Origin of the sequence: Arthrobacter sp. 35/47, assembly GCF_000520475.1 — a bacterium.
Lineage (GTDB): Bacteria > Actinomycetota > Actinomycetes > Actinomycetales > Micrococcaceae > Arthrobacter_D > Arthrobacter_D subterraneus.
Map to the genome: position 1 here is coordinate 158,789 of NZ_KI914581.1, position 13,370 is coordinate 172,158.

Sequence of the window (13,370 nt, forward strand, 5' to 3'; positions counted from 1 at the left end):
GTAGGCCCTTCGGCAGGAGCCGGCGGCGCCTGGACAGGAGCGGCCGCGCGGGCATGCTGCACGCGCGGTTCAATGCCCGCTGCCGACGACGGTCCGGTCCCGGACGGGCGTCCGGGACCACTGGCTTCAGCCACCCAAAACCCCACTTCCGTTGCAGTTCCTACCAACCCCACCGGGACGGGTAAGGGTACAACATGCCACACACCTGGTTGACTCTCCAAGTTTATCCGCCAGTTGAAGCCGTCCGCGCATGTTTGACGGCAGTTCGTGCGCGCGGTACTCCCGGCGCCGGGCCCAGGATGCACAACGGCCCGGCACTTACCGTGCCGGGCCGTTCCCTGCTGCTCAACGGCGCTGACGCCGGCGAACTACTGGGCTGGGATGCCCTCTGCTTCCTTGGCTTCGAGAGCCCGGCGGTGCAGCACGCGCTTCTCCTGCTTCCGTATGTCCGGCTCATTCATCCGCAGCCTCGCGTACATCGGAGCAGCGATGAAGACGGTGGCCACCGTACCGATGATGATTCCGACGAAGAGGGCCAGTGAGAGGTCCCTCAGGGTTCCTGCGCCAAGGAGCATTGCCCCGATGAAGAGGATCGCCGCAACGGGCAGCACGGCGACCACCGAGGTGTTGATCGACCGGACCAGCGTCTGGTTGACCGCAAGGTTCACCTGTTCGCCGAAGGTCCGTTTACTGGAGACGTCCAGATCCGCGGTGTTTTCCCGGACCTTGTCGAACACCACAACGGTGTCATACAGGGAATAACTCAGAATGGTGAGAAAGCCGATCACCGCCGAGGGCGTCACCTCGAAGTCACTGAGCGAGTAGATACCGGCGGAGGTGATCATGACAACCACCAGCGCTGCCATTGCGGCAACGGACATCTTCCAGGTGCGGAAGTAGAGCGCCATCAGTGCAGCGGCAAGCACCACGAAAACGATCAGGCCGATAATGGCCTGGCGGCTGACGTCTTCACCCCAGGTCGGTCCGACGAAGTTCGAGGTGACATCCTCCTCGGTGACACCGTAGGCGCCGATGAGCGCATCGCGCACGTTCAGCGTCTCATCGTCGCTCAGGCGCTCGGTCTGGATCCGCATGGTCTCAGGAGCGATGTTGGTCACCCGGGGCACTGCTTCCGGCACTACGTTGGTGACAGCCTGCTCGCCGGCTGCAATGTCCGTGTCCTCGACATTGGACACGGTGAATTCGGAGCCGCCGCGGAAGTCAATGCCGAGGTTGAACCCGCCCTTGATGACCGGGATGAGGAGTGAGAGCAGAATTGCGGCACCTGCAATGGCGAACCACAGGTTGCTCTTGCCCACGAAGGGGTAGGACCGCTTGCCGGAATACAGTTCATTTCCGAATTCGGCGAAACTGAAACGGCTCATCGGTTGTCTCCTTCCTTGGATCCGCGGGCCTGGGCTCCGACGGTCTTTTGTTCTTCAGCCTTTTGTTCTTCGGCGGCTTTCCGTTGTTCGGCCAGGCGCCGTTCGGCGATGGTCATCCGCCGTTCCGCCTCACGGCCGGCAGCCTTGTTCCGGCCGCGCAGCTCAACCGCGGGCCGCTCCACCGGCTTGTGCCGCACCTTCCCTGCACCGCGGTACAGCGGGAGCGCGCCAAGGCGGGTGGGGTCAAGTCCGGACCACCGGTGCCCTTCACCGAAGAACCGGGTCATCGCGAGCAGACGCATCATGGGATGGGTGAACAGGAATACCACCACAAGGTCCGCAATTGCTGTTAGGCCCAGCGTGAAGGCGAAACCGCGCACATTGCCTACCGCCACGAAATACAGCACGACGGCGGCGAGAAGGTTCATTGCCTTCGAGGCCAGAACGGTCCGCTTTGCTCGTCGCCAGCCGTTCTCGACAGCCGATACGAGGCCGCGCCCGTCACGGAGCTCATCCCGGATGCGCTCGAAGTAGACAATGAAGGAGTCCGCTGTCTGGCCGATCGCGACGATCAGGCCCGCCACGCCGGCAAGGGACAGACGGTAGTTTTCCGTCCAGCCAAGGATGCAGATCGCCAGATAGGTGAGCCCGCCGGCCACCATAAGGGAGGCGATGGTCACCAGGCCCAGCATGCGGTACTGGAACAGCGAGTACACCGCGACGAGGACCAAACCGATCACGCCGGCGATCAGGCCGAGGCGCAGCTGGTCGGCACCGAGAGTGGCGGAGATCTGCTGTTCGCTCTGGATCTCGAAGCTGATCGGAAGAGCACCGTACTTCAGCTGCTCCGCCAGCGCGGCAGCCGATTCCTCGGTGAAGCTGCCGCTGATCTGCGGACGGCCGTCGGGGATCACAGCATTTGTGGTCGGCGCCGAGACGATCACGCCGTCGAGCACGATGGCGAACTGGTTCCTCGGATCGCCCGATCCGATGGCGAACAACCGTTCGGTCACCCCACGGAAGGTCTCCGTACCTGCGTCGTTGAAGTCGATGTTCACGACCCATTCATTCAGGGTCTGGCCCTGGGCGCTGCGTGCCATGCCGTAATCGGCGGACTCGATGTCCGTACCGCGGACCTCGACGGGTCCGAGAATGTACTTCCCCTGGGTGTCCGGCTCGCAGGCGATCATCGGCTGGTCGGCCGGTGCAGGTTCCACCGCGGGCTGCAGGGCTTCCGGGCTGGTGCAGTCGGTGGACTCGAATTCCTGCAGCAACTCGGCCGTGATCCAGTTGGGGTCACTGGCGTCCGTGGGCTCGGCGCTCGGTGTGGGGAGCTGGTCCTCCGGTGTGGGCGTCTCGGCTGCGGGTGCGAGTCCGGGACCACCGAAGAGGACCGGCCGGAATTCCATCTGCGCCGACGCCTGGATCAGTTCCCGGGTCTCCGGTTCCGGGATTCCCGGGAGGGCGACAATCACATTCTGACCCGACTGGGTGCTGATCTCAGCCTCGGCAACTCCGCTGCCGTCGACTCGCTGCCGGATGATTTCGACCGCCTGGTCGAGCTGCTCGGGGGTGATCTCCTCGCCGCCGCCCTGCACCTGCGGCGAGAGGATCATCTGGGTTCCGCCCTCAAGGTCAAGGGCGAGCTTCGGAGCCCAGCTCGCGGTGCTCCACAGCGAGCCGCCGCCGAGCAGCAGGGCGAGCAGTGCAAAGACTACTCCGAGCCATACGAGTGTTCTTTTCGCGGCGGAGCCCGGGCCGGTTCGTGCCATGGTGCGTGAATCCTTAGGGTGTTGAAACGTGAGACTTGCTGACCGTCAGAACAGGGCCGAAGCGCAGGCTACTGGTCTTTGTCGTTCCGGTCACGGGAGTTTTCCCGGTTCAGCCGGTCGACGCTCTCTTCAGGAGTCTCCTCGCGAAGCGGACGGTCGGCAGACGCCTGCGGGTCGGTAAGCGATGAGGCGTCGTCAGGGACAGTGTGTCCGCTGTCTCCAGCAATCGGCTGCTCCTCGGCAACCGGCTCCGGCGAGACTACCTTGCTCAACGCCTGGGTATGAACGGTGGCGGTGACACCGGGTGAGATTTCCAGGAGGGCCTTGTTGTTGTCCTCGTCGAGGGAAACGATGGTGCCGAACAGACCGAAGTTGGTCATGACTTCGGTACCGGGAACCATCTGTGTGCGCTGCTCGGCAACCTGCTGCTTCATCTTCCGCTGCTTGCGGAACATCGTGAAGATCAGGAAGGCCAGGGCCAGCGGGAGAAGAAGGCTGAAGACGTCGAAGCCGCCGCCCGTTGTCTGAGTGGTTTGGGCAACTACATTTGCGAGCACAGAGAAGATCCGTTCCTATATTGGTTTGGCGCGGCCGGGCAGAAGTGTGCCACACGCCATATCAGTCTACGCCGGAACGGGACCCGATTTTCGCATCAGCCTTCCCGACTGCTCCATTCCGTTTCGCTTCGGCGGCTATCTTCCAGCCCGGAGGAAGAATCATCCTGATAGACGGAGAAGAGGTCTTCCGGCATGGCTGCGGCGACGGTGGGAGGCATGACGAGACCCAGATGCTCCCACGCAGCCGCGGTCGCGATCCGCCCGCGGGGGGTCCTGCCAAGCATCCCCTCCCGCACCAGGTACGGCTCGGCCACTGTCTCAACGGTCTCGGGCTCCTCCCCCACGGCAATAGCGAGCGTGGACAGACCCACCGGCCCCCCGTTGAACTTTGTGACCAGTGCGGTGAGCACGGCGCGGTCCAGCCGGTCGAGCCCTTTTGCGTCCACCTCGTACATGTCCAGCGCTGAGCCGGCGCACCTGGCGTCGATGACGTCCACCCCGTGCACCAGCGCCCAGTCACGGACACGCCGCAGCAACCGGTTGGCTATTCTCGGGGTGCCCCTGGACCGGCCGGCCACTTCCGCGAACGCGGCCGAATTGACACGCATGTCCATCATCATGGCCGACCGCCGGAGCACCAGCTCGAGTTCGCCCGTTGAGTAGAACTCAAGGTGCCCGGTGAAGCCGAAGCGATCACGCAACGGTCCGGGAAGCAGACCCGCGCGGGTTGTCGCCCCGACCAGGGTGAACGGCGGGAGATCCAGCGGGATGGCGGTGGCACCGGGCCCCTTGCCCACGATGATGTCGACGCGGAAGTCTTCCATCGCCATGTAGAGCATTTCCTCCGCCGGACGTGACATGCGGTGGATCTCATCGAGGAACAGCACTTCCCCTTCGGTGAGGGAGGAGAGAATCGCAGCGAGGTCTCCTGCGTGCTGGATTGCCGGCCCCGAACTGATGCGCAGGGGGGCGTTCATTTCCGCGGCGATGATCATCGCCAGGGTGGTTTTTCCAAGTCCCGGCGGACCGGAAAGGAGCACATGGTCGGCGCTCCGGCCGCGCATCCGCGAGGCTTCGAGCACCAGGGACAGCTGGCGCCGCACCCGGGCCTGACCAACGAAGTCATCAAGGTTCTTTGGCCTCAGGGCTGCTTCTACGGCCCTGTCCTCAGGGTCGACTGCCGCCGAGACCAGCGGCTGTTCCTGATCCGCCGCCATCAGTTCACCGATGCCCGGGCCGAGCTGCGTGCACCGTCCTGGCCCAGACGTCTAAGGGTCAGTTTGAGAATCGACCCGACGTCACCGGCGGCAGCAACCTCGGGCGATTCCTTCACCGCCGCCTCGATGGCGCTGCCGGCGTCTTTCTCCGACCACCCAAGGCCCATCATCGCGGCGAGAACCTGCGACTGCCAGGCATCCGCTGCGGTTCCCGGTGTGTCTGATTCCAGCGGAACGAGCTTGTCGGCAAGCTCGAGCACGATGCGGCGCGCGCCCTTGGGACCGATACCCGGCACTTTGCTGAACGCCTTGTCGTCCCCCGAGGACGCTGCGACACGAATGGCGGCGGGCGGGTGCACCGCGAGGACAGCAAGGGCCAGCCGCGGGCCCACGCCGCTGACTCCGAGAAGCGTCTCGAACACTTCGCGCTCTTCGGGATCAGTGAACCCGAACAGTGTCATGGAGTCCTCACGGACGATCATCGACGTGAAAACCCTGGCCTGGTTGCCCGCGCGGAGGGTGGACAGCGTCTGCGGCGTGGCCTGCACCTGCATCCCGAAACCGTTGACGTCGAGAACGGCGGAGTGCAGGCCGACATGGCTGACTGTGCCGGTCAGTGAACTGATCATGCGCTGGGCTCCAGGGGCTGGGGATCGAAGGGAATATCACCGAACATATCTACGAATCAGCGTACGGCGTGTACCCGACAATTCCGTGCCCGCCACACCGTGTCCGCTGGATCACCGGACCGGGCGCCCACGAGCGGGCGGTTACCGGCGTCGTCGGGCTTTGGCTTCCGCGTCCGCCCAGAGCCGCTGCGCTGCTGTCTGCCCGGTGCCGCCCTGGGTCCGTACCGAAGCGGAGGATCCGGTGCGCCAGGCGTGGGTGATGGCCAGTGCCAGGGCGTCGGCGGCGTCGGCCGGGGTGGGCGCGGTGGTGAGCCTGAGGATCTTCGTGACCATCTTGGTCACCGCCGCCTTGTCCGACTGGCCGTTTCCGGTCACCGCCGCCTTGACCTCCGTAGGTGTGTGGAGTGCAACCGGGATCCCCCGGCGCGCGGCGGCCGCGATCACCACTCCCGATGCCTGCGCCGTCCCCATCACGGTGCTCACATTGAGCTGGCTGAAGACACGTTCGACGGCGAGGACCGCCGGAGTGTGGAGGTCCAGCCAGGCGTCCACCGACTCCGCGATCATCAGGAGCCGCCGGTCCAGGCTGTGGTCCGCCGGCGTCCCCACCACGCCGACGGCCACCAGGGTTGCGCGGCGGTTGGGTTCGACGTCCACCACGGCCAGCCCGCAGCGGGTGAGGCCGGGGTCGACCCCCATGACACGCAGGGTCACGGGGATCCGCCGGGCGCGCCGGCAGCCGGACTAATCGTCGCTCTCCAGCTGCGCCCTGACGTCCTCGCTCAGCTCGGCGTTCGAGTACACGTTCTGCACGTCATCCAGTTCCTCGAGAGCGTCCACCAGCTTGAGGAACTTGCGGGCGGCATCCGCGTCGAGTTCCACCTGCATCGAGGGTACAAATTCAACCTCGTCGGTCTCGTATTCGATGCCGGCTTCCTCAAGGCCTGCGACAACCGCGCGCAGGTCCGTGGGTTCGGAGTGTACGTCGAAGCTGTCCCCGGACTCCTTGACCTCTTCGGCGCCTGCGTCGAGGACCGCCATCAGGACGTCATCTTCCGACAGATCGTTCTTCGGGAGCGAGACAACGCCCTTGCGGGCGAACAGGTAGGCCACCGATCCCGGGTCGGCTACCGTTCCGCCGTTACGGGTGATCGCCACCCGGACCTCGGAGGCCGCACGGTTCTTGTTGTCGGTGAGACATTCGATAAGCAGCGCGGAACCCTGCGGACCGCGTGCTTCATAGATGATCTCCGAGTAGTCGACCACCTCGCCGGTGAGCCCGGCGCCGCGCTTGATGGCGCGGTCGATGTTGTCATTGGGCACCGAGGTCTTCTTGGCCTTCTGGACTGCCAGTTCCAGGGCGGGGTTGCCGGACATGTCCGCACCCCCTGCCCGGGCGGCCACCTCGATGTTCTTGATCAGCTTGGCGAAGGACTTTGCGCGTTTGGCATCAATCACGGCCTTCTTGTGTTTGGTGGTAGCCCATTTAGAGTGCCCCGACATGCTCTGCCCTTCTTTTTGCGATCATCGTGAGAAAAAGCTCATGGATGCGGTGCTCACCGGTCACTTCCGGATGGAAGCTGGTGGCCAGCAGGTTTCCTGAACGAACTGCAACAATTCTAGCGACCGGCCCCGCGGTGGAGCGCCCGACGCCGTGTTCGGCCGGCGGCGTATCCGGCGCGTCGACCTGGGCGAGGACCTTCACCGACTCGCCCACCTTCTCCACCCACGGCGCGCGGATGAACACCGCGTGGACGTCCGGCCCGCCCCCGGGAAGCTCCGCAAATGCAAGATCGGTTTCGAAGGACTCGCGCTGCCGCCCGAATGCATTGCGGCGCACCACGATGTCCAGCCCGCCAAGCGTCTGCTGCGGGTTACCCTGCAGGTCCACGGACGGATCCGCAATGGTGTCGGCGAGCATGATCATCCCGGCACAGGACCCGTACACCGGAAATCCGTCGCGGATACGTTCGCGGAGGGGTTCGGCGAGGTCGAAGGCACGCGTCAGCTTGTCCATGGTGGTCGATTCGCCGCCCGGAATGATCAGCCCCTCAACCGCGTCGAGCTCACTGGGACGACGCACGGGAGAGGCCTTGCCCCCCAGGGATTCGATCACCCGGATGTGTTCGCGTACGTCGCCCTGAACCGCCAGGACGCCCACGCGCACGGCCGGGTTCTGATCAGGAATGGTGGAAGTCACCGGCCCATTCTAGTTTGGCGCAGGGCCTTCCTACCGAATCGGCCTGGTCCGGGGTGCACCGCGGAGCCTCCCCCGCAGCCATAGCGGCACCGCAATCAAATCGCGATAAGTTAGACCCCATGTCTGGTCTGTCTGGTGTAAGCGTGCCCCTCGGCAAAGCAGTGCGGGCGCTCTCCCGCCTGCGCGGCGGTGGTTCCGCGTTCCCCGGACTCGTGGTTGAACGCATTGATCCCGGATTCATGGCAAGGGCCCTGCGGAACCTGCCGCACGGCGTCATCGTCGTCAGCGGCACCAACGGGAAAACCACCACCACCAAAATGGTGGTCGAACTCCTGGAGGGCCAGGGCCTGAGGGTTTTCACGAACCGGACCGGCAGCAACTTCACCCGCGGCGTTGCCGCCGCGCTCCTCGGCGAGGTCAACTGGCGCGGGCGGCTGGACGCCGACGTCGCGGTCCTCGAACTCGACGAGGCGCACGCTGTGCACTTCGTCAATCTGGTTCCGCCCAACCACTGCCTCCTGCTGAACGTCCTCAGGGACCAGCTTGACCGGTTCGGCGAGATCGACAAGACCACGCGGCTGCTTGAACAGATCGCCGTGAAGACCACCGGGACTGTTGTACTCAACCGGGAAGACCCGCGGGTCGCCTCCATCGCATCATCGGTCCGCACTGCCTCGGTTGCCTATTTCGGACTGGACGAATCCCTTCGGGACACCTTCCCCAGCGACGATGACCTGCGCGGCGCCACCGGAACGGCACCCGCCTCAAGCCTGCCTGCCGACGTCGTGCTTGAGTCCGTGAATTCGAACACCGCCAGGTTCCTGATGGACGGCGAATCGAGCACCGTGGAACTGAGCCTCCGCGGTGTCTACAACATCTTCAATGCCGCCGCAGCGCTGGCCATGGCGCGGATCATCCTGGGCGGGCAGGCCAACCGCGAGGCTCTGCTCCGATCGCTTGCGGCGGTTGAGCCGGCGTTCGGGCGCGGTGAGTCGCTGGTAGTGGACGGTCAGCCGCTGGAGCTTGTCCTGGTGAAGAATCCGAGCGGATTCAGGCTGGGACTGAAGTCTTTCGACGCCGCCGGATACGCCACGATGATCGCCATCAATGACAATTACGCCGACGGCAGGGACATGTCCTGGCTCTGGGACGTTGACTTCGACAGCCTGAAGAACGGCGGGGTGAACATGGTCAGCGGCGTCCGGGCCTATGACATGGCGTTGCGCCTGCAGTATGACGACGTCGCGGCCCGGGAGATCGACCCGGACACCGGATCAGCCCTGCGCACCTTCATTCGCAGTTCCGCGGGCCAACCCAAGCGGATCTTCTGCACCTACACTGCGATGCTCGCCATCCGCAGGGACCTGTCCAGAATTACCGACGTGAAGGTGGTCTCATGAGCCCCGACGCCGCCGCGAGCAAAGGCACCGTGCGCATCCTGCAGCTCTATCCGCGGGACATGAACATCTACGGGGACTGGGGCAACGTGCTGGTGCTGAAGCAGCGCCTTGCCTGGCACGGCTATGACGCCGTCATCCTCGAGCACAACGCCGGTGATGACTTCCCGGCGGACGTCGACATCCTGATCGGCGGCGGAGGTCAGGACAGCGGGCAGGTGGTGATCCAGCAGGACCTGCAGTCCAACGCGGCACGCCTGCGTGCCCTCGCCGAGGACGGCACGCCGATGCTCGCGATCTGCGGGCTCTACCAGCTGTTCGGCAGGTTCTTCAAGACCCACGACGGCACGGTGATCCCCGGAATCGGAATCCTGGACATCGAGACCCACGGCGGGGATGCACGGCTGATCGGCAACGTGGTGGCCCGCAGCGAGGAGTTCGGCGACATCCACGGCTACGAGAACCACAGCGGCCAGACCTTCCTCGGCCCGGGTGTTCGGCCGCTCGCCACCGTCACCAAGGGCGAGGGCAACAATGCGAAAGAGGACCATGAGGGAGCACGGCACCTCAACATCGTGGCCAGCTACCTGCACGGCTCCCTGCTCCCCAAGAACCCGGCGATCGCCGACTTCCTGATCCGTGAGGCAGTCACCAGGAAATACGGTTCCTTTGAGCCGGGGACGATCGATGACAGCATCGCGGAACTCGCCCGGCGGCACGCCGCAGCGCGCCCGCGCTGACTGTGCGCTGAGCCTTCCCTAGCCTAGTCCTCCTCGGACACCAGCCACTGGTGGGCGCCGTCGTCGGATGCACCATAGGCTTCCACCGTTGCCAGCGTGCGGGCCCTGACCGCCGCCTCATGTTCCGGGGTCGAGCATGAGCCGGGTTCCCTATCCGGCGCCAGGGAACACCAGCGGTAGGGGTCACGGACAATCACCGAGGGCACCCAAGCGAGGTCGCTGACCGACCACTGCCCCGATTCATCGGCGGCGAACTGCGCCCGGATGGTCAGCCCCTCGTTGTTGACGTCATACACCGGGGACAACTCGGTGACGCCGTTCCCCAGCCCGTAGACAATCCAGGTGTCGTTGTAAAACTCGATGGGCAGCACGGAGTGCGTGTGGTGGCCGTAGATGAAGTCGACGGCGCCGCTGTCCGCCAGCGCATGGGCAAGGTCGATCTGCTGCTGGTTGGGCAGGGACGCGTACTCGTCCCCGGCGTGGATGGCTGCAATCACGACGTCGGCGCCCTCCTCGCGGGCGCGTTCCGCCTTCGCGATCATGGCCGGCCCGTCGAGAATGTCCACCTGCCAGGGAAAGTCGGGGATCAGCCCGTTCAGTCCGTAGGTGGCTTCGATGACCGCAACCCGGGCAGCGGGCGTCTCGAGGATCATCAGTTCCTGGGCTTCGGCCTCCGTGCGGTAGGAGCCGGTGTGCTCGAGCCCGAGCCGGTCGAGGGTATCCAGGGTGCGTACCAGCCCCTCGGTCCCGGCGTCGATCGTGTGGTTGCTGGCCGTGGTGCACGCCTGGTAGCCCACAGCCTTCGCGCCATCGAGGATCTGCGGCGGAACGTTGAACTGCGGGTAGCCGCTGAAGGGCCCTTCCGGGGTGGCCACCGGCGTCTCCATGTGGCAGATCGCCAGGTCGCTCGCCTCGATGTACGGGCGCTGCCCCGCCAGGAGCGGTTCGAAGTCGAGGGATCCGTTGCCGGTTTGCTGCGCGTCAACCGCGGCCTGGTCCCACAGTTGCGGGTGCACCAGCAGGTCACCGGAGGCCAGAAGGGAGAAGCACCGGTCGGTGGGACAGTCGGGCCCCTTGCCCGGGGTCGGTTCAGGGCTCGGTTCCGGTGTCGGTTCCGGCGCCGCAGAGGTGGCCGGAGCCGATGAAGCGGGTGCCGCTGTCGTCGTTGGTTCCGCACCACCGGTGGTGCGGCCCTCACCGACGCCTACGCAGCCGGAGCAGGCAAACGCCAGCGCCAGGAACATCGCCGCCCACCTGCCTCGAATCAGCGAACGTGCAGACACAGCAACCTCCCCTTGATGATGACACTCCATGATAGGTGAGCCGGCGCGGGCAACACGCCTGCACACGGCCCTTGCCTTCCGTCGCCGTGCGCGGCGTTATGCCAAGGTTGGTTTCCATGAGCAACCCTTTTCTTGCACCGAGCACGCTGCCGTACCAGTTGCCGCCCTTCGGGCAGATCGGCGAGGAGGACTTCCTGCCGGCATTCGACAGCGGCATTGACGAGCACCTGGCTGATATCGAAGCGATCGTCTCGAATCCGGATCCCGCGTCCTTCGAGAATACGATCCTGGCAATGGAGCGCGCCGGTCAGGGCCTCCGCCGGGTTGCCCTGGTGTTCCACAACAACTCGTCGGCACACTCCACCGAAGGCATTCAGGCGGTGGAGAAGGAGATTGCGCCGCGCCTGGCCGCCCATGAGGACAACATCTATCTCGACAAGGTGCTCTTCGAAAGGGTGAGCGCGGTGGAGGTCTCCGGACTCGATGCCGAGTCAGCCCGCCTCGCCGCGGAATACCGGCAGCGCTTCATCCGCGCCGGGGCCCAGCTTGACGACGCCGCACAGCAGCGGTTGCGCGACCTGAACGGGGAACTGTCCCGCCTGGGCACCGAGTTCAGCCAGCGCCTGCTCCGGGACACGAACGCCTCCGCGCTCCTGGTCGACGACGAGTCCGAACTCGAGGGTCTGTCCGCTGACGACATCGCCTCCGCCGCAGGGGCCGCAGAGGCTGCCGGCCATCCCGGGCAATACCTCCTTAACCTCATCCTGCCGACGTCACAACCGGCGCTGGAGTCCCTGGCCAACCGGGAAACCCGCCGTCGCCTGCACGAGGCCTCCATCAACCGGGGATTCCGGGACAACGAGAACAACACCGTCGGCGTTGCCGCCCGCATGGCCGCGCTGCGCGCCGAGCGGGCAGCGCTGCTTGGTTTCGCCAACCATGCGGAACTCGCCACAGATGATCAGACTGCCCCGTCGCTGGACGCCATCCACGACCTGCTGGGCCGCCTGGCGAAGCCTGCCGTCCGGAACGCCCGTGCAGAGGCCCGCCAGCTTGAGGAAGCGGCCGGCCATCCGATCGAGGCCTGGGACTGGCCGTACTACTCGGGGAAGGTCCGGGCGGAGAAGTATGACGTGGACCTCGCTGCGCTGCGCCCGTATTTCGAACTGGACCGGGTGCTGCAGGACGGGGTCTTCTTCGCGGCGAACAAGCTGTATGGCCTGACCTTCCACGAGCGAAGCGACCTGCAGGGCTACCATCCGGAGGTGCGTGTCTGGGAGGTCCGTGAGGAGGACGGTACCGGGCTCGGGCTGTTCCTCGGCGATTACTACACACGCGAGACCAAGAACGGCGGCGCGTGGATGAACTCCTTCGTGGAGCAGTCACGGCTCGCGGGGACACAGGCGGTGGTCGTCAACAACCTGAACATCTCCCGGCCGCCGGCCGGTGAACCCACCCTCCTGACCTTCGACGAGGTCCGCACCGCCTTCCATGAATTCGGGCATGCGCTGCATGGGCTTTTCTCGAACGTGACTTACCCGCTGTTCTCCGGCACCAGCGTGCCGCGGGACTTCGTGGAGTATCCCTCGCAGGTCAACGAGATGTGGATGCTCTGGCCCGAAGTGGTGAGCAACTACGCGCGGCACCACCAGACCGGTGAACCGCTGCCCCAGGAGACAATCGACAGGCTCGTCGCCGCCCGGCAGTGGGGTGAGGGATTCGCCACCACCGAATACCTCGGTGCGGCCCTGCTCGACCTGGCCTGGCATGAGCTGCCTCCCGGGGCCGCCGTCGAGGACCCGCCAGCCTTCGAGAATCAGGCACTGCACGACGCCGGGGTGGACTACGCGCCGGTGCCCCCGCGCTACCGGACGGGCTACTTCAAACACATTTTCGCCGGCGGCTACGCTGCGGCCTATTACGCCTACATCTGGAGCGAGGTCCTGGACGCGGACAGCGTGGAATGGTTCAGGGAGTCGGGCGGGCTCACCCGCGAAAACGGGGAGCACTTCCGCCGCGAACTGCTCTCCCGCGGATACAGTGTGGACCCGCTCCAGGCTTTCGCTTCCTTCCGCGGACGCGCCGCGCGCCTCGAACCGCTGCTCGAGCGGCGCGGCCTGGCCGACCAGTCATGACCACCATCGCCGGTTGCCAGCGGCTGCAGCGGGCCTGGTTCGCCGCTCTTGCGCA

General features: G+C 65.4%; 12 protein-coding genes. 3 read left to right on the plus strand and 9 right to left on the minus strand.

Translation table 11 applies throughout. The annotated features are described in order from the left end of the window. Positions 1–368: 368 nt before the first annotated feature. From secF to pdxT, 8 genes are all read right to left on the minus strand, one after another. The gene (gene secF, locus X803_RS0101130) at positions 369–1,385 is read right to left on the minus strand and encodes a protein translocase subunit SecF (RefSeq protein WP_026543691.1); all 1,017 of its coding nucleotides are present in this window, start codon (positions 1,383–1,385) and stop codon (positions 369–371) included. Beyond that, on the minus strand, positions 1,382–3,157 hold the full coding sequence (gene secD / locus X803_RS16985; protein ID WP_051470332.1) for a protein translocase subunit SecD: 1,776 nt from the start codon (positions 3,155–3,157) through the stop codon (positions 1,382–1,384). The genes secF and secD overlap by 4 nt, the downstream gene beginning before the upstream one ends. A gap of 68 nt (positions 3,158–3,225) precedes the next feature. Beyond that, complete coding sequence (locus X803_RS0101140) at positions 3,226–3,714, minus strand: preprotein translocase subunit YajC (protein WP_026543692.1); 489 nt, start codon at positions 3,712–3,714, stop codon at positions 3,226–3,228. 95 nt (positions 3,715–3,809) lie between these two features. Continuing rightward, positions 3,810–4,931 carry a Holliday junction branch migration DNA helicase RuvB gene (gene ruvB / locus X803_RS0101145; protein WP_035777386.1) on the minus strand — a complete coding sequence of 374 codons (1,122 nt, stop codon included), beginning with the start codon at positions 4,929–4,931 and terminating at the stop codon, positions 3,810–3,812. After that, entirely contained in the window at positions 4,931–5,560 is a 630-nt protein-coding gene (gene ruvA / locus X803_RS0101150) for a Holliday junction branch migration protein RuvA (RefSeq protein WP_026543694.1), read from the minus strand. Before ruvA ends, ruvB begins: the two co-directional genes overlap by 1 nt. Positions 5,561–5,701: 141 nt before the next feature. Next, positions 5,702–6,274, minus strand: a complete 573-nt coding sequence (gene ruvC / locus X803_RS0101155; protein WP_026543695.1) for a crossover junction endodeoxyribonuclease RuvC — start codon at positions 6,272–6,274, stop codon at positions 5,702–5,704. Positions 6,275–6,304: 30 nt separating this feature from the next. Continuing rightward, positions 6,305–7,063 carry a YebC/PmpR family DNA-binding transcriptional regulator gene (locus X803_RS0101160; protein ID WP_026543696.1) on the minus strand — a complete coding sequence of 253 codons (759 nt, stop codon included), beginning with the start codon at positions 7,061–7,063 and terminating at the stop codon, positions 6,305–6,307. Continuing rightward, a complete protein-coding gene (pdxT, locus tag X803_RS0101165; protein WP_026543697.1) occupies positions 7,047–7,760 on the minus strand; it encodes a pyridoxal 5'-phosphate synthase glutaminase subunit PdxT in 714 nt (237 codons plus the stop codon). The genes X803_RS0101160 and pdxT overlap by 17 nt, the downstream gene beginning before the upstream one ends. Before the next feature lie 128 nt (positions 7,761–7,888). Between pdxT and X803_RS0101170 the strand changes: the two genes are divergently transcribed. Then, complete coding sequence (locus X803_RS0101170) at positions 7,889–9,160, plus strand: Mur ligase family protein (RefSeq protein ID WP_173400891.1); 1,272 nt, start codon at positions 7,889–7,891, stop codon at positions 9,158–9,160. Beyond that, on the plus strand, positions 9,157–9,897 hold the full coding sequence (locus tag X803_RS0101175) for a type 1 glutamine amidotransferase (protein ID WP_026543699.1): 741 nt from the start codon (positions 9,157–9,159) through the stop codon (positions 9,895–9,897). Before X803_RS0101170 ends, X803_RS0101175 begins: the two co-directional genes overlap by 4 nt. A 23-nt stretch (positions 9,898–9,920) precedes the next feature. On the opposite strand, the gene X803_RS0101180 is transcribed toward X803_RS0101175, so the two are convergent. Next, positions 9,921–11,180 carry a CapA family protein gene (locus X803_RS0101180; protein WP_253907361.1) on the minus strand — a complete coding sequence of 420 codons (1,260 nt, stop codon included), beginning with the start codon at positions 11,178–11,180 and terminating at the stop codon, positions 9,921–9,923. A gap of 116 nt (positions 11,181–11,296) precedes the next feature. On the opposite strand from X803_RS0101180, the gene X803_RS16990 reads away from it, so the two are divergent. Further along, positions 11,297–13,315: a M3 family metallopeptidase gene (locus X803_RS16990; protein ID WP_084033243.1), complete on the plus strand. Its 2,019-nt coding sequence runs from the start codon at positions 11,297–11,299 to the stop codon at positions 13,313–13,315. Positions 13,316–13,370: the final 55 nt, after the last annotated feature.